15 protein-coding genes and 1 pseudogene are annotated in these 16,255 nt (G+C 74.0%); 10 read left to right on the plus strand and 6 right to left on the minus strand.

The genetic code is table 11. The features are described 5' to 3' along the window. Nucleotides 1-72: 72 nt before the first annotated feature. Together ACQEVU_RS25435 and ACQEVU_RS25440 are read right to left on the minus strand one after the other, a co-directional pair. Entirely contained in the window at nt 73-852 is a 780-nt protein-coding gene (locus tag ACQEVU_RS25435; protein WP_433327661.1) for a hypothetical protein, read from the minus strand. A gap of 62 nt (nt 853-914) precedes the next feature. After that, nucleotides 915-1,235 carry a hypothetical protein gene (locus tag ACQEVU_RS25440; protein ID WP_433327662.1) on the minus strand — a complete coding sequence of 107 codons (321 nt, stop codon included), beginning with the start codon at nt 1,233-1,235 and terminating at the stop codon, nt 915-917. Between the two features lie 302 nt (nt 1,236-1,537). On the opposite strand from ACQEVU_RS25440, the gene ACQEVU_RS25445 reads away from it, so the two are divergent. Further along, nucleotides 1,538-2,173: a class I SAM-dependent methyltransferase gene (locus tag ACQEVU_RS25445; RefSeq protein ID WP_433327663.1), complete on the plus strand. Its 636-nt coding sequence runs from the start codon at nt 1,538-1,540 to the stop codon at nt 2,171-2,173. After that, on the plus strand, nt 2,174-3,151 hold the full coding sequence (locus tag ACQEVU_RS25450) for a tyrosine-type recombinase/integrase (protein ID WP_433327664.1): 978 nt from the start codon (nt 2,174-2,176) through the stop codon (nt 3,149-3,151). Here the strand turns inward: ACQEVU_RS25450 and ACQEVU_RS25455 are convergent. Then, nucleotides 3,139-4,812: an acyl-CoA dehydrogenase family protein gene (locus ACQEVU_RS25455; protein WP_433327665.1), complete on the minus strand. Its 1,674-nt coding sequence runs from the start codon at nt 4,810-4,812 to the stop codon at nt 3,139-3,141. The two genes, ACQEVU_RS25450 and ACQEVU_RS25455, sit on opposite strands and share 13 nt — an antisense overlap. Before the next feature lie 43 nt (nt 4,813-4,855). Here ACQEVU_RS25455 and ACQEVU_RS25460 point away from each other — a divergent pair, with 43 nt between their 5' ends. Genes ACQEVU_RS25460 through ACQEVU_RS25475 form a run of 4 tightly spaced genes read left to right on the plus strand, consistent with a single transcriptional unit; the run spans nt 4,856 to nt 7,608 of the window. Continuing rightward, nucleotides 4,856-6,022, plus strand: a complete 1,167-nt coding sequence (locus tag ACQEVU_RS25460; protein WP_433327666.1) for a winged helix DNA-binding domain-containing protein — start codon at nt 4,856-4,858, stop codon at nt 6,020-6,022. 37 nt (nt 6,023-6,059) lie between these two features. Continuing rightward, nucleotides 6,060-6,446, plus strand: a complete 387-nt coding sequence (locus ACQEVU_RS25465) for a VOC family protein (RefSeq protein ID WP_433327667.1) — start codon at nt 6,060-6,062, stop codon at nt 6,444-6,446. Beyond that, a complete protein-coding gene (locus ACQEVU_RS25470) occupies nt 6,443-7,390 on the plus strand; it encodes an endonuclease/exonuclease/phosphatase family protein (RefSeq protein ID WP_433327668.1) in 948 nt (315 codons plus the stop codon). The genes ACQEVU_RS25465 and ACQEVU_RS25470 overlap by 4 nt, the downstream gene beginning before the upstream one ends. Nucleotides 7,391-7,431: 41 nt before the next feature. Beyond that, nucleotides 7,432-7,608 carry a hypothetical protein gene (locus tag ACQEVU_RS25475; RefSeq protein WP_433327669.1) on the plus strand — a complete coding sequence of 59 codons (177 nt, stop codon included), beginning with the start codon at nt 7,432-7,434 and terminating at the stop codon, nt 7,606-7,608. Here ACQEVU_RS25475 and ACQEVU_RS25480 read toward each other — a convergent pair. Then, nucleotides 7,592-7,942: an ArsR/SmtB family transcription factor gene (locus ACQEVU_RS25480; protein WP_433327670.1), complete on the minus strand. Its 351-nt coding sequence runs from the start codon at nt 7,940-7,942 to the stop codon at nt 7,592-7,594. The two genes, ACQEVU_RS25475 and ACQEVU_RS25480, sit on opposite strands and share 17 nt — an antisense overlap. Nucleotides 7,943-7,949: 7 nt before the next feature. Continuing rightward, complete coding sequence (locus tag ACQEVU_RS25485) at nt 7,950-10,307, minus strand: HelD family protein (RefSeq protein WP_433327671.1); 2,358 nt, start codon at nt 10,305-10,307, stop codon at nt 7,950-7,952. 311 nt (nt 10,308-10,618) lie between these two features. Here ACQEVU_RS25485 and ACQEVU_RS25490 point away from each other — a divergent pair, with 311 nt between their 5' ends. Next, nucleotides 10,619-11,083, plus strand: a complete 465-nt coding sequence (locus ACQEVU_RS25490) for a MarR family winged helix-turn-helix transcriptional regulator (protein WP_433327672.1) — start codon at nt 10,619-10,621, stop codon at nt 11,081-11,083. Nucleotides 11,084-11,383: 300 nt separating this feature from the next. On the opposite strand, the gene ACQEVU_RS25495 is transcribed toward ACQEVU_RS25490, so the two are convergent. Beyond that, on the minus strand, nt 11,384-11,890 hold the full coding sequence (locus ACQEVU_RS25495) for a DUF664 domain-containing protein (protein WP_433327673.1): 507 nt from the start codon (nt 11,888-11,890) through the stop codon (nt 11,384-11,386). A 54-nt stretch (nt 11,891-11,944) separates the two neighbouring features. On the opposite strand from ACQEVU_RS25495, the gene ACQEVU_RS25500 reads away from it, so the two are divergent. From ACQEVU_RS25500 to ACQEVU_RS25510, 3 genes and pseudogenes are all read left to right on the plus strand, one after another. Then, entirely contained in the window at nt 11,945-13,450 is a 1,506-nt protein-coding gene (locus ACQEVU_RS25500; RefSeq protein WP_433327674.1) for an MFS transporter, read from the plus strand. 434 nt (nt 13,451-13,884) lie between these two features. Further along, on the plus strand, nt 13,885-15,618 hold the full coding sequence (locus ACQEVU_RS25505; protein ID WP_433327675.1) for a hypothetical protein: 1,734 nt from the start codon (nt 13,885-13,887) through the stop codon (nt 15,616-15,618). Nucleotides 15,619-15,790: 172 nt separating this feature from the next. After that, nucleotides 15,791-16,114: pseudogene (locus ACQEVU_RS25510) on the plus strand (DMT family transporter); the annotation flags it as partial. Nucleotides 16,115-16,255: the final 141 nt, after the last annotated feature.

The raw sequence follows: 16,255 nt of genomic DNA on the forward strand, positions 1-16,255 counted from the left end.
GCCCGTCGCCGGCGGACGTCCATCGGATCGGCAACCAGTCCGGCCCGCGTCCTGCTCGTCGTAGGCGGACGGTCATCGGATCAGCGACCAGTCGGTGCCGTCGCCGTCGCTGAGGCTCGCGTCGGACAGCGACTCCGCGGCGGCGACCGGCCAGCGACCGCCCGGGAACACCGCGGCGTCGGCCAGGCGGGCGAGCTGCGACTCCTGCGTGCGGCGCTCGCGGTCGAGGACCTCGGACAGCGCCCGGGTCAGGCCGTTGACGACCGCGATGCCCTCCGCCAGCGCCGCGAGGGCGAGGGCGGCGCCGGCCGGCGCGGTGAACGGGTCGGCGGTCATGGCCGCGGCCGCGGCCAGCTCGGCCGACACCGACGTCAGCGCGGGCACCGCCGCGGCCCAGAACGCCAGCAATGCGGCCGCCGACTCCTGCAGCGAGTCCGCGGCCGCGGCGGCGATCTCGTGGGTCTCGGCGAGGGCGCGGTGCTGCGGCGGCAGGGTGGCGAGGTAGGCGTCGGCGGCCGGGCCGCGCCAGTGGTCGTCGGCGCGGGCGAACTCGGCGGTGAACGTCGCCGCGCGGGCGCCGGCCGGGGCGGCGACGCCGACCCGCCAGCGCGCGGCGGCCTTGTGCAGGGCGATCGGATCGCCGGGCCGCTGCAGCAGCGACTCCAGCAGGTTGGCGGCGTCGCCGGCGGCCTGCTCCACCTGGCCGGCGAGCCGGTCGAGGGCGGCACCGGCCGGGCCGAGCAGCCGCAGCCAGCGCCGGCAGTCGTCGACGACCCGCCGGGCGTGGCCGTCGACGTCCTCCAGCAGCCGCCCGACCGCGCGCAGCAGCTGCCCGAACTCCTGCTCAGCCACGCCGCCTCACCGCCCTCCGCGCCGCGGCCGTGCCCGGCGAGTGCAGAGCGCGGGCATGCCGCTCACCAGATCCCCAGGAGGCCGTGCACCGCGGCCTGCTCGTCGCGCTCGTACCCGTCGGCGGCCTCGTTCAGCGCGGCGGCCGTCGCCGTGCCGGTGCGGGCGCCCTCGGCCAGGCGATCGGCGACCTGGCGGCGCAGGTCGGCGTGGACCGCGGTCAGGCCGGACCACTCCCCGGCCAGCCCGAACTCGTCGGCGTCCAGCGGCGGCGGGGCGGCAGCCGCCCGAGCGAGGTCAGCGGCCGCGGACAGCCAGGCGGTCGCGTCGTCACGAAGGGCCGCGAGGCCCGCGGCGATGGTCTCGGTGCTCGGTGGAGGCGCCATACAACGACCCCATCACGGCCGCCGGAGCCACCGGAAGAGGCAATCCGCGCCTGTGGATAACTCGCCGAGCAGCGGCTCCGGAGCAACAAGCCGACCGGCGCCGCGACGGATCGCTCAGGCGTCGTCGTTGCGGCGGCGCCACGAGTCGACGTACAGGGCGATCAGGATCAGCACGGCCACGGCCAGGCCGAGGAAGATCCAGACAAAAACGGCATCGCCCGCCATGGTGCGACGGTACCGAAGAGGACCCGGCCGGGGCGTCGCACGCACGGGTGACAGCGGGCTTGGTAGCGTCCATCGCGATGACCATCCAATTCGTCCTGGCCAACACGCGGCTCGCCGCGGTGCCGCTCACGCCGGAGGTCCGGCTGCACCTCGCCGACGAGGCCATCGAGCTGTGGGAGCGGACCGAGTCCGATCAGGGCGGGCAGATGCCGCCGCCCTTCTGGGCGTTCGCGTGGGCCGGCGGGCAGGCTCTGGCGCGGCACATCCTGGACCGCCCGGCCATCGTCGCCGGCCGCAACGTCCTCGACCTGGCCGCCGGTTCGGGCCTCGTGGCGATCGCGGCGATGCGGGCCGGCGCCGCGGCGGCCACCGCCGTGGAGATCGACGCCCTCGCCGTCGCCGCGATCGGCATTAACGCCGAGGCCAACGGGGTGCCCGTGACGGCGCTCAACAAGGACATCCTGGAGACCGACCCGGACGCGGAGGTCGTGCTGGCCGGGGACGTGTTCTACAGCCGGGAGATGACGCGGCGGATGCTGGCGTACCTGCAGCGGGCCGCCCAGCAGGGCAAGACCGTCCTGGTCGGGGACCCGGGGCGGGCGTACCTGCCGACGGCGCACCTGACGCTGCTGGCCGAGTACCAGGTGCCGGTGCCGCAGACCCTGGAGGACACGCCGGTGAAGCGTACGACGGTGTGGGCGGTCAACCCGTAGATGTCGACGCCCGCGCCGATCCCGCCGGCCGGACTGCCGGTCACGGCCGAGCAGTTCGCCGACTTCACCGACGGGTGGCTGGCCAACCGGCGGCTGTCGGCGCACACGCGGGCCGCGTACCGCCGCGACGTGCAGCAGTACCTCGCCTGGTGTGAGGGGCGCGGCCTGGAGCCGCTGCGGGCGTCGTTCCTGCACGTCAACGCGTACGCCCGCGAGCTTGAGTCCACTGTGGACGGCCGGACCGGGCGGGTCCTCGCGCCGGCCAGCGTCGCGCGGAAGCTCTCGGCGCTGTCGAGCTGGTACGCGTTCCTGCTGCGTCTCGAGGCCGTGAAGGCCAACCCGGTCGGCGGCGCCGACCGGCCCCGCGTGGCGCGCGACGTGTCCTCGACCGTCGGGCTGGCCGCCGGGGAGGTCGACGCGATGCTCGCGGCGGCGGCGCGCCTCGACGGGCCGACCGCCGCCCGGGACCGGGCCATCCTCGCGTTCCTGGCGGACCTGGGGCTGCGCGTCGGCGAGGTCGTCGGGCTCGACCTCGACGACCTCGGCGCCGAGCGCGGCCACCGCACGGTGCGGTTCGTCGGCAAGGGCGGCAAGGCCCGCCGGAGGGCGCTGACGCCGGCGGTGGGGCGGGCCCTGGACGAGTACCTGCCGGCCCGTGGCGACGCGCCCGGGCCGCTGTTCGCCACCGCCACCGGCGGGCGGGTCGACCGGCACGCCGTGTTCCGGCTGGTGCGCCGGCTGGCCCGCGACGCGGGGGTGCCGGCCTGGGAGCGGCTGTCGCCGCACTCGCTGCGCCACGCGTTCGCCACCGCCGCCCGGGACGAGGGTGTACCCCTCGAAGACGTCCAGGACGCGATGGGCCACGCCGACCCCAGGACGACCCGCCGCTACGACCGCGACCGGTACAACCTCGACCGCGACCCGGCCTACACGCTGGCCGCGGCGCGTTCCCGGCGTACCAGAGGCTACATCAGCTGACCGAGGTGCTCGTGCAGCTCGGCGGACACGTCGGCCTGGCCGAGGCGGCGCAGGATCCACAGCGAGGCGAGCAGCGCCGGGCGTTCGTCGCCGCGCTCGGCCGCCCACGCCGCGTGCTCCAGCAGCAGCGCCGCGGTCAGCGCGTGCCCGAGCCGCAGCGCCAGCTCCCGCGCCCCGGCCAGGACCCGGGTGCTGCGCGGGTCGGCGGCCGCGGTCGCCGCGTCGGCGGCGAGGCGGGCGGTGGCGCCGGCGAGGGCCTCCGCGGCGCCCGGCAGCCGGTGGGTGGCGGCGTCCGCGGCGGCGGTGAGCCGGTGCAGCAGCGGGGCCGCGCCGTCGCCGCCGGACAGGGCGCGCAGCACGTCGACGGAGAGCACGTTGGTGGTGCCCTCCCAGATCGGCAGCACCTGGGCGTCGCGCAGCAGCCGCGGGATGCCGGTGTCCTCGACGTAGCCGGCGCCGCCGAAGCACTCCAGGTACTCGCTGGCCGAGGCGACCGCGAGCCGCCCGGTCGCGAGCTTGGCCAGGGGCGCGGCGAGGCGCAGCTCGGCGGCCGCGGCGGCGTCGCCGTGCTCGGCCCGGCCCAGCAGCGCGAACCCGTGCATGGCGAGGGCGAACGCGCCGGCCGCGTCGACGGCGAGGCCACCGAGGGTGGCGCGGTGCAGCGGGTTGTCGGCCAGGATGCCGCCGGCGACCGTGCGCTCGGCCGCATAGCCGAGCGCGTATTCGAGGCCGCGGCGCATCCCGCCGGCGGCCGCGGCGGCGTTGTGCAGGCGGGTGACGACGACCAGGGTCATCATCGTGGCCAGGCCGGGCGCGGCCGGGTCGGCGAGCGGGAACGCCTCGGCGCCGTCGAGGCGGACCTCCCCCGTCGGGACGGCGCGCGTGCCCAGCTTGTCCTTGAGGCGCAGCACCTGCACCCCGTCGGCGGGCGAGACGCCGTCGGCGGCATAGCGGGGTACCAGATAAGGAACCAGGTTGCGGCTGCCGGGACCGGCGCCCTCCGGCCGGGCCAGCGCGACGGCCATCGCCGAGTCGATCGCGGAGCAGAACCACTTGTCGCCGGTCAGGCGCCAGCCGTCGCCGTCGGGCCGGGCGGTGGTGGTGGAGCGGGCGATGTCGGAGCCGCCCTGCGACTCGGTCATCCACTGCCCGGAGGTGACCGCGACGGCCGGGTCGGTGGAGGTGAGCCGGGCCAGCCACTGCCGCTGCGCCCCGGTCTGGGTGAGCAGCGCGGCGGCGCCGTCGGCCATCGCGACCGGGCAGGAGAACGTCGCCGACTCCGGGCCCCACAGGTGCAGCAGCGCGTGCTGTACGACCCGCGCGCCCGGCCCCCACGCGGCCCGGGCGTCGGGCAGGTACGGCAGGGCGACGACGGCGTGGCGGGCGGCCGCGGCCCGCTGGGCCTGCCAGCCGGCGGAGGTCTCGACGCGCTCGATGCGCCGGCCCCAGGCGTCGAAGCGGGTCAGCGCCGGCGGGTGCGTCTCGGCGTCGTGGTGCGCCGCCCGCAGCGGGCCGATGACCTCGGCGGACAGGTCGGCCAGGCGCTGTTTGGCGGCGGCGTGCCCGTCCTCGCCCAGCAGCCGGTCGAGCCAGCCGCGCAGCTGCGGATCGGCCGTGTACGGGTCCCGCAGCGACGGGCCGGTCTGCACGAATCGCGTCATGCCCAACAGGTTACCGCCCAGTACACTCGCGATACTTGTCGACGTGACCCTGCACATCGACACCGAGCAGCGCCGGGCCCGGCTCGCCTGGCGGCACGGCCTCGCCGGGCCCGTGGCGCCCGGCAAGACGCCCGAGGACGTCGCCGCCGACCTCGTCGCGCTGCACGCCACCGACCCCGCGACCGTGCACCTGTCCGTCGCCGCGCGCCTGCACCAGCCCCTCATCGCGACGGTGGAGGACGCGCTGTACGAGCGGCGGAGCCTGCTGCGGATGCTCGGCATGCGCCGCACGATGTTTGTCGTGCCGACCGGGTTCGCGCCCGTCATCCAGGCCGGCGCCACCCGGGCCGTCGCCGCCGAGCAGCGCAGACTGCTGCTGCGCCACCTCGCCGAGGCCGGTGCGGGCGACGCGGCCTGGCTCGCCGACGTCGAGGAGTCCACGTTCGAGGCGTTACGCCGCCGCGGTACCGCGACCGCCGCCCAGCTCGCCGCGGACGAACCACGCCTGCGCACGGTCCTGGTGTTCCCGCAGGGCAACCAGTACGTGACCAGCCGCCTGTTGTTCCTGCTCGCCGCCGACGGGCGCATCGTGCGCGGCCGCCCGCTCGGCTCGTGGATCAGCAGCCAGTACGCCTGGTCCTGCGCCGAGACGTGGCTGGCCGAACCGATGCCCGACCTCGACCCGGCGCACGCCCGCACCGAGCTCGTCCGCGCCTGGCTGGCCCGCTTCGGCCCCGGCACCGCCGCCGACCTCAAGTGGTGGACCGGCTGGACGATGACCCAGACCCGCGCCGCCCTGCGCGCTCTGGAGGCGGTGGAGGTGACCCTGGACGGCGGCGAGACCGGGTTCGTGCTCCCCGACGACACCGACCCGGTGCCCGACCCCGGGCCGTGGGTCGCCCTGCTGCCCAGCCTCGATCCCACGGTGATGGGATTTCAGAGCCGGATGTGGTACCTCGGCAAGCACGCCCCCGCCCTCTTCGACCGCACCGGAAACGCCGGCCCCACCGTCTGGGCCGGCGGGCGCATCATCGGCGGCTGGGCGCAGCGGGCGACGGGTGAGGTGGCCGTCGAGCTTGTGGAGGACGTCCCCGCCGCCACCCGCCGCGCCGTCGACCGCGCCGCCGACGAGCTGCACGGCTGGCTCGACGGCGTGCGGGTCACCCCGCGGTTCCGGGCGCCGCTGGAGCGCAAGCTCGCCGGGTCCTGACCGAGAAATGTCAGACCCCCTGGGTAGCGTCTGGCGCATGACGGTGGTTGCACGCGTCGGCTCGGTCACCCTCGACTGCGCCGACCCACGGGGACTGGCGGACTTCTACCAGGCGGTGACCGGCGCGCGCCGGGAGTACGACGGCGAGGACCAGGTGGCCCTCGCGCCCGTCCAGCCCGGCGGGATCAACCTGTGCTTCCAGCGGGTGGCCGACTACCGGCCGCCGCGGTGGCCCGACCCGGCCGCACCCCAGCAGTTCCACCTCGACCTGTATGCCGCCGACCCGGCCGCCGCGGGCGACCGGCTGCTCGCCCTCGGCGCCACCCGCGCGGTCACCCAGCCCGGCGACGGGCGCTGGACGGTGTTCCTCGACCCCGCCGGCCACCCGTTCTGCCTGGCCCGCGACCCCGAGGCGGCGCCGTGACGGCGTTGTTCTGGACCGTCGCGGCGCTCGCGGCGGCGTTCACCGCGGTCCGGGTCCTCGGCGCCGAGCGGGGCACGCCGCTGGTGCAGCTGGTGTCGTATTCGCCGTATGCCGCGATCGGTGCGCTCGCCGCCGGCGGGATCATCGTCTCGGCGGGCGGCGTGGCGCCGGGCCTGGTGTGCCTGGCCTGCGGGCTGCTGCTCGCCGCCGTCGTCGCCCCGCGCCTCATCCCGGCCCGGCGCCCGGCCGGCGGGGTGCGGCTGCGGGTGATGAGCGCCAACCTGCTCTTCGGCGCCGGGGCGACCGCGGCGTTCACCGAGCAGGTGAAGGTCGACGACATCGACGTCCTCGCCGTGCAGGAGCTGACCGCGGAGGGCCTGGAGGCGCTCGACGAGGCCGGGATCGACGCGCTGCTGCCGCACCGGGTCGTCAGCCCGGGGCCCGGCGGCGGCGGTTCGGGGCTGTTCAGCCGGCACCCGATCGACGGGCCGGCGATCCGGTTCCTCGAGCCGGTCCGCCTCGCGCAGACCGCGGCGACGGTGCTCGTGCCCGGCGCCCGGCCGGTCGTCGTCGAGTCCGCGCACCCGTATCCGCCGCGGCCCGGGCACGTCGGCGTGTGGGCGGGCAACCTCGCCGACCAGCGCGGGCCCGACCCGCACGGGCCGGCGCGGGTGCTGCTCGGCGACTTCAACTCGACCCTCGACCACGCGGCGCTGCGCCGGCTGCTGCGCCTGGGCTACCGCGACGCGGCGGCGGTGCGCGGGCGGGGGCTGTCGCCGACGTGGCCGTACAAGACCGCGACGCTGCCGTTCTGGACGCCGCCGGTGTCCCTCGACCACGTCCTGGCCGACCGGCGCGTCGGCGTGCGGGAGTTCGGCACCCGCCGCACGCCCGGCAGCGACCACCGCGCCGTCGTCGCGGAGCTCATTCTGCCGCCGCGCTGACCGGCGCCGAGCGGCTGCACGGCCTCGAGTTCGCGCATGTTGTGCTGCGGCAACCGCTGGCGGACCTGACCCGGCTGCCGGCGGAAGACGTCGCCGCAATGCTGCGCGGCGCGGCCCGGGTGCTGGGCGAGGACGCGCCCGGCGAGCTGCTGGCGCTGGCCGGCGCCCTGCAGGCGGACGACCTCCAGGAGGTTGCTAGGCTCACGTCGGTTCGGTGAGCGTGCTGGAGTCCGACCCATCACGCTCCCGGCTTTCCTCTTCCGCCAGCGCCTGCTCGAGACGGTCCAGGTGACGGGCCCACAGGCGGCGATACGGTGCCAGCCACGCATCGATCTCCGCCAAAGGCTCCGGGCTCAGCTCGTAGTAGCGGCGCTGCGCCTCGGTGCGCACGCGGACCAGCCCGGCCCGCCGCAGCACCCGCAGGTGCTTCGAGGTGCCGGGCTGGGTCAGGCCGAGCCGGTCGGTCAGCGCCCCGACGGGCTGCGGGCCGTCCAGCAGCGCGTCGAGGATGCGCCGGCGGGTCGGCTCGGCCAGGACGTCAAAGGGTGCCACCACCCCTTTATATTCCCACGACGGCATGTAGGGAGTCGGGCAGCGAACCGGGGTGCAGGATCCCGAGCCGCTGGGTGGCGCGGGTCAGCGCCACGTACAGGTCGTTGGCGCCCCGCGGCGACTCCTGCACCATCCGCTCCGGGTCCACGACGATGACGCCGTCGAACTCCAGGCCCTTGGCCTGCTTGACGGTCAGCACGACGACCCGCGCGGTGAGGTCCGGCTGCTCGCCGAGCGCGGCGTCGGGGGCCGCCTTCTGCACGTGGGGTACCAGATCCTCGAACAGACCCGACGGCAGCAGCACGCCCAGGCGGCCCTCCCCGGCCGCCTCCGCCTCCCGCTCGACCGCGTCCCGCAGCGCCTCGGCCAGCCGGGCCGGCGCCACGCCGCGCACCCACGGCTCGACGCCCGCCTGGCGCACCGACCGCGGCGGCCGGATGTCCGGGTCGATCCCGGCCAGGACGCCCGCCGCTACCGACATGATCTCGGCCGGCGTGCGGTAGTTGACGGTGAGCTCGCGCAGCCGCCAGCGGTCCCCGACGTACGGGGTGAGGACGTCCGACCATGACGACGCGCCGGCCAGGTCGCCGGTCTGCGCGACGTCGCCGACGAGGGTCATCGAGCGGCTCGGGCAGCGGCGCATCAGCAGCCGCCACGCCATCGCCGAGAGCTCCTGGGCCTCGTCGACGATGACGTGCCCGAACGCCCACTTGCGGTCGGCGGCGGCCCGCTCGGCCGGGCTGAGGGCCTCACCCTCGTCGTGCCGCTCGGCCAGCCGGTCGGCCTCGAGCAGGTCGGTGACCGACAGCAGCTCCGGGTCGTCCTCGTCCTCGACGTCGATCGACCGCGACCCGAACGCGATCTCCAGCGCCCCCTCGGCGTAGGCGATCTGCTGCCGCCGGCGCCGCTCCGCGATGATCTCCAGCACGGTCTCGTCCTCGCCGAGCAGCTCGGCGGCCTCGTCCAGCAGCGGCACGTCCGCCGGCGTCCAGCCCTCCCGCACCGGCCGCTTGAGCCGCGGGTCGGCGCCGGCCGCCGCCAGGCGCGCGTCGGAGGCGAACAGCCCGGCCACGAGCTGCTGCGGGGTGAGGATCGGCCACAGCCAGTCCAGGGCGCCGAGGACCTCCGCCTCGCCGCGCAGCTCCCGCCGGATCTCGGCCAGGTCGGCCTCGTCCAGCAGCTGCGCCTCGCCGGGCGCGTCGTCGCCGCCGAGGGGGTCGTCCGCGTACGGGTCCAGGCCGATCGTGTCCGCCACCAGCAGCGACAGCGCGTGGATGATTTCCGTGTCGAACGTCGGCCGGGCCAGGTTGTGCAGCTTCCCGGACCGCCGCGCCCGCTCCCGCGCGTCCTCGATCACCTCGGGCTCGAGCATCACCGCGGCGCCGTCGAGCAGGTCCAGCCGCAGCGGGATCGGCTCGTCGGGCACCCGCTGCCGGTCCCGCACGGCGGCCGCGAGCACCTCGGCCATCTCCGCCCGCCCCTTGATCGCGGCGATGTCGGCGGGCTCCTCCCGGTGCGCCACGACCCCCGGGAACAGGTCCCCCATGGTGCCCAGCAGCACGCCGGTCTCCGCCAGCGAGGGCAGGACCTGGCCGATGTACTTCAGGAAGGTCGCGTTGGGCCCGACGATGAGCACGACCCGCGAGGACAGCATCTGCCGGTGGGTGTACAGCAGGTACGCGGCCCGGTGCAGCGCCACCGCCGTCTTGCCGGTCCCCGGCCCGCCCTGCACGACCAGCGCCCCGTTGAGGTCGGCCCGGATCACGTGGTCCTGCTCGGCCTGGATGGTCTCGACGATGTCGCGCATCCGTCCGGTACGCGAAGCCGTCAACGCCGACAGCAGCGCCGCCTCGCCGGTGACCCCGTCGTGCGCGCCCCGCCCCGTGCCGTGCGCCTCGTTGAGGTCCAGGACCTCATCGTCGAGCCCGGTGACCGAGCGCCGCTCGGTCCGGATGTGCCGCCGCCGCCTCACCCCGTCCGGCGCGGCCGCGGTGGCGAGGTAGAACGGCCGGCTCGCGGGCGCGCGCCAGTCGATGAGCAGCGGCTCGTAGTCGTTCTCCTCGTCGAAGATGCCGATACGCCCGATGTACCGCGTCTCACCGTCCGGCTTGTCACCGTCTTGCTTGAAGTCCAGGCGCCCGAAACAGAGCCCGTTCTCCACGGCGCTGTACTGCGCGATCCGGTCGTTGTACAACGCCGTCGTCGAATCGCGGTGCGACCGGTCGGCGGGGGTGCCGCCGCCCTGCAGCAGCGCCTTCGACAGCTGCGCCGAAGCCTCCTCGCGCAGGGCGTCAAGATGCCGGTACAGCGTGTCGAGGTGCCCCTGTTCCTCAACGATGTCGGCTGTGTCGGATGAGTTTGACAATCCGTCTCCAGTCGGCTAACATTCACAACAGTCGGACGCCTTCAGGCGTCTTTTTTGTTGCCCGAACGCTCAACGATAGCCCGCGGCGGCCCTGAAGCGCGAATCGCTCCTGGCTCCCTGACCGGCCGGTGTTTGCCCTCCTTTCGGGCTGCCGTCCCGGTTTTGCGCTTCTTGCGCGGCTGCGGGTCCGGACCTCCTGCCGAAAGGTCCGGACCCGCCCGACAATGATCGTATGTGCACCCTATGTTGTCGCAGGGTGACGGGGCGTCGACCGGAAGGGGTACCTACGGCGGGTATCTATGCTGGGTGACATGGCCGCAACGCTCACGCCGGACCTGTCGTTCCTGCTGGACCACACGAGTCACGTGCTGCGCACGCAGATGACGGCCGCACTGGCCGAGATCGGGCTGACGCCACGCATGCACTGCGTGCTCGTGCACGCACTCGGCGAGGAGCGCACGCAGATCCAGCTCGCCGAGATCGGCGGCATGGACAAGACGACGATGGTGGTCACCGTCGACGCGCTGGAGAAGGCCGGCTACGCGCAGCGACGCCCGTCGAGCACCGATCGGCGCTGCCGCATCATCGCCGTCACGCCGGAGGGCGCCGAGATGGCCGCGCGCAGCCAGGAGATCGCCGACTCGGTCCACGCCGCGGTGCTCGACTCGCTGCCCGACGACGAGCGGGCCGTCCTCATTCGCGCCCTGACCAGGCTGACCCAGGGCCACTTGGCCAACCCGGTCGAGGCGCAGGGCGTCCGCCGCGCCCGCCAGTAGCCCGGCCTCCGCGCCGCACCTCTCGTATTCGCTGTTCGCCGCGCGCACCTCTCTCTCGCGTTGTTCGCTATTCGCCCGCCGCCTCCGCCACGTCCGCCGCGGCGCACCTCGCGTTCTTCGCTATGCGCCGCCGCCTCCGCCACGTCCGCCGCGGCGCACCTCGCGTTCTTCGCTGGTTGTCGCCGTCTCCGCCACGTCCGCCGCGGCGCACCTCGCGTTCTTCGCTGGTTGTCGCCGTCTCACCGACGTCGCCGCTGCGTCACCGAAGTCGCCGCGCGCCTCCCGCTGAGCCCCCGGCGGCTACTCACCCTGCGCGCCGCCGGCCAGTTCGGTGACGATGTCGATGTGGCCCGCGTGCCGCGCGTACTCCTGCACCAGATGGAACAGGATCCGCTCCAGCGACGCCGGGTCGGCACCCTCCCACCTCGGGCCGGGAGCACCGAGCGTGTCGAGCGCAGTACCCAGCACGATCGCCCTCGTCACCTCACCCTGCCGGCGCAGATCGGCGCTCAGCGTGTCGAGGTCCTCACCGGGAGCCACATACCAGCGGTCGCCGCGGCGGTCGGCCCACGGGTCGGGGACGTCCTTTCCCTCGAAGCCCCAGACGAGCCAGCGCAGCTCGACGTACCGCAGATGCTTGAGCAGCTCCAGCGGCGTCCAGCCCGACGGCAGCGCGCTCGAGCCGCGCGCCCCGGGCGGCAGCGATGCGACCTTGGCCAGCACGGTCTCGCGATAAAAGTCCAGGTAGCGCAGGAAGACTTCGGGCCGGCCGGACGCCGGCGCGGTCGGTTCGGGAAACGTCACCATGCTCCATCCCGTGAGAGATAGTTCTGTAGCAGACGATCTGCTACGGTCACACCCATGAAGCAAAACCGATGGTTCGCCCTGGCTGTGCTCGCTACCGGCATGCTCATGGTCATTCTCGACGGCAGCATCGTCACCGTCGCGATGCCCGTGATGCAGCGTGACCTCGGCTTCACGCCCGAGGGGCTCACCTGGGTCGTCAACGCCTATCTCATCGCGTTCGGCAGCCTGCTGCTGCTCGCCGGCCGCCTCGGCGACCTGCTCGGGCGCAAGCGCATGCTCCTGGCCGGGACCGCGGTGTTCGTCGGCGCCTCCGTGTTCGCCGGCCTGTCGACCAGCCCCGGCGCCCTGATCGCGGCGCGCTTCCTGCAGGGCGCGGGCAGCGCGATGGCCAGCGCCGTCAGCCTCGGCATCCTCGTCACGCTCTTCCCGGACCAGCGCGACCGCGCCCGCGCGATCGGCGTGTTCTCCTTCACCGGCGCCGCCGGCGCCTCCATCGGCCAGGTCCTCGGCGGCGTCCTCACCGACGCGCTGAGCTGGCACTGGATCTTCCTGATCAACGTGCCGATCGGCGTGGCCACGCTCGCCCTCGCCGTGCCGTACCTGCCGGCCGACCGCGGCCTCGGCCTGCGCGCCGGAGCGGATGCGCTCGGCGCACTCCTCGTGACCGCCGGGCTCATGACCGGCATCTACGCCGTCGTGCAGACCAGCGGTAACCGCCTCATCACCGCCGCCGTCGCGCTGGCGCTCCTGGCCGGATTCGTCGCCCGGCAGGCGACCGCGACAACCCCGCTCATGCCGCTGCGGATCCTGCGTTCGCGCCAGGTCGCCGGCGCCAACGCGCTGCAGATCCTGATGATCGGCGCGATGTTCTCGTTCCAGATCCTCATCGCCCTGTACATGCAGCGGGTCCTGCACTACACCGCACTGCAGACCGGCCTCGCCATGCTGCCCGCCGCACTCGCGGTCGCCGCGGTGTCACTCGGCGTGTCCGCGCGGCTGATCCACCGCTTCGGCGAACGCGCCGTACTCGTCGCCGGCCTGGCGTTGCTGACCGTGGCGCTCGGCTGGGTGACCCGCCTGCCGGTCGGCGCGCACTACGCAACCGACCTGCTCCCGGTCATGGTGCTCATCGCGGGCGGCGGCCTGGTCCTGCCCGCGATCACCGGCCTGGGCATGTCCGGCGCCCGCCCCGACGACGCCGGCCTGGCGTCGGGCCTGTTCAACACGACGCAGCAGCTCGGCATGGCGATCGGTGTGGCCGCACTGTCCACAGTGGCCTCCGCCCGCACCACCGCCCGCCTGCACTCCGGCGCCGCCGAGGCGGCCGCTCTCACCGACGGCTACCGCCTGGCGTTCACGATCGGCGCCCTCCTGCTGGCCGCCTCGATCGCCGGCGCGGTGTTCGTGCTGCGTTCCGCGACCGCAGCGGTACCGCCGGTAGCCGCCCCGACCACATCCGAGCCCGGCCGGCCAGTCGGTGCGCACCGTGAATCGGCCACTACGGCCGGCACGAACGCCGAGTCGGCCGACCTCCTGACGGTGACCGACCGGCGGGACTGAGCCGCGCGAGCCGACGGACCTCGTGACCGCGATCGACTGGCGGACCGAGGTGCCCGAGCCGGCGCGCCGCTGAGCCGACGTCGATCGAACGGTCTCGGACGGCGATGCAGTTGCCTCGTTCAGCTCTGGCACTGCGTTGAACGGCGATGCAGTTAGTTGCCTCGGTCAGCGATGTCACTGCCTTGAACGGCGATGCAGTCGCCTCGTTCAGCTCTGGCACTGCGTTGAGCGGCGATGCAGTTGCCTCGGTCAGCGATGTCACTGCGCTGAGCGGCGATGTAGTTGCGGTGGACGGCGATGCGGCCGCCGCAACCGGGAAGCGGTCGGTGCGCCATCGCCCGCATGCACCCGGGCCGTCGGAGCGTTGCGTTGGCGATCTAGGAACAGGGCGGCCAGCGAACGAATTCTCAGCGACGTCTGCCAGACTGTCGCGCATGCTGCAGCGGGTCGGGGGCGCATTCGGGGCGTCCGTGTTGTTGGTGGTGGTACCAGCCGTGGTGGCGTTCGGGTCGCCGGCGGTGGCGAAGGCGCCGAGCCCAGGGCCCAGTTCGTCGGCGTCCGCGAACCCGAACCTCGGGCCGTCGGTCAGCGGCATCGCAATGTGCACGATCAATGACCCTCAGGTGACCGAGGTGTCCGGGCTGGTCGTCACCGCCGACGGCTACGTGGTGATTAACGACAGCAACGTTGAGCGATCCCGCGAGAAGATCTTCTTCCTGGACCAGCAGTGCAAGCAGACGCGCAGCGTGTCGTACCCGAGCAGCGCCTTCGACCCGGAGGACCTCGCGATCGCGAAGGACGGCACGCTGTGGGTCGCCGACGTCGGGGACAACACGACCCTGACCGGCGGCTCGGGCAACCGGCGTTCGTCGATCGCGCTGTGGAGCCTCGCGCCGGGGGCGAACACGCCGGTGATCCACCGCCTGGCGTACCCGGACGGCCGCGCCCGCGACGCCGAGGCGCTGCTGCTCGACGGCGACGGGCGGCCGGTCATCATCACGAAGGACCCGGTCGGCGAGGTGTACACCCTCAACGAACCCCTGCCGGCCAACAACGCCAATCCGGCTGCGCTGACCCGCGCCGGGTCGTTCAAGCCGCAGGCGACCGGGACCTCGAACCCGTACGGCATCGTCGGCACGGCTGTCGTGACCGGTGCGGCGATGAGCCCGGACGGTAACCGCGCGGTCGTGCGCACGATGTCGGACGCGTACGAGTTCGACGTCACCGACGGTGACGTCATCGCTGCGATTACGACCGGCACGCCGCGGATCACGCCGCTGCCGAGCGAGCCGCAGGGCGAGGCGATCGCCTACTCCGAGGACGGCCAGGACTTCCTGACCGTTTCGGATCAGCCGAAGGCGACGCCGATTCTGCGGTACACCCGCTATCAGCCACCGGCAGCTCCCTCCGCCGCGGCGGCGCCCCAGGCGCAGGCACCGAAGGCGAACGAGCGCTCGTTCCTGGACAGTCTGTCGCTGCGCGACATCACCCGGATCGTCATGGGCATCGGCCTGGTGGGCGTGCTGATGGTCGCGGTCGGGGTGGTGGCGGTGGTTCGCTCCCGACGCCGTCGGCGCGCGCTGCTCGTGGCCGGGGCGGCCGGGCCCGCCGGGTCGGGGCCCGGCTCGAGCTCCACGGCGTTGACCGGGCCGGACGCGACGGAGGCCGGTGCCGAGGCCGCCGCGGGCGCCGAGACGATGCGGCCGCTGAAGCCGGACGCGACGCAGGGCAAGGTGGAAGCCGAGGCAGGCGCCGAGACGAACCAGCCGCAGAAGTCCGCGCCGACCGGGCGGGACGCGACGGAGGCCGGTGCCGAGGCCGCCGCGGGCGCCGAGACGAACCAGCCGCAGAAGTCCGCGCCGACCGGGCGGGACGCGACGGAGGCCGGTGCCGAGGCCGCCGCGGGCGCCGAGACGAACCGGCCGGAGAAGCCGGCGTCGGTCGGGGTGCCGCCGGGGTCTGCACTGCAGCCCGGACCGGCCCCCGCGGACGATGCCGAGTCCGAGGCGTCGGATCAGGAGACCGTGGCGCTAGGGTCGGACTCGCAGGAGACTCGGCCGGTGGCGCCGGCGCAAAAGCCCGGTTCGGCCAAGCCGGCCCGGCAGCGCTCCCGGCCGGGCGCGAAAGGTACCTCAGCGTCGGACACCGGGGCGAACGCCCAGACGTGAACCGGGACCGGCCGAGCCGCCCGCGGATTACCGGATTAATGGATTACCGATTATCAGCAATTCGGTAATCGGTAATTGCCGGGGCCTTGATCACCCCCATCGTCACCCTCGCGGGCTGTGAGGCCCGACTCGTGAACTTGTACGATCGTACAAGTTCACGAGTCGGGGAGGGCCTGTGGCGTACGTGTTTTTGGCGTTGGCAATCGCCGTCGAGGTGGTCGGGACCAGCCTGCTCAAGGCGACGGACGGATTCACGAGGTTCTGGCCGACGGCGGCGGTGCTGGTGGCGTACGCGCTGGCGTTCGTGTTCATGGCACAGTCGGTGAAGGAGGTGCCGGTCGGGGTTGCGTACGCGATGTGGTCGGGGCTCGGGACCGCCGCCATCGTCGCCATCGGTGCGGTGTTCCTCGGGGAGCCGCTCAGCCTGGTCAAGGTCACCGGGGTCGGGCTGGTCATCGCCGGGGTCGTCGTGCTCAACCTCGGCGGGGCCCACTGAACTCACGGCGGGCGGAGTGCAACTGTCAGTGAGCGGGCGCATCGGACCGCCGGCAAGCGGGGCGCACTGAACTCACGGCAAGCGGGAGGCAACTGTCAGTGAGCGGGCGCATCGGACTGCCAACACGTGGGCCGCGCTGAA

Origin of the sequence: Dactylosporangium sp. CA-139066, assembly GCF_050936175.1 — a bacterium.
GTDB lineage: Bacteria > Actinomycetota > Actinomycetes > Mycobacteriales > Micromonosporaceae > Dactylosporangium.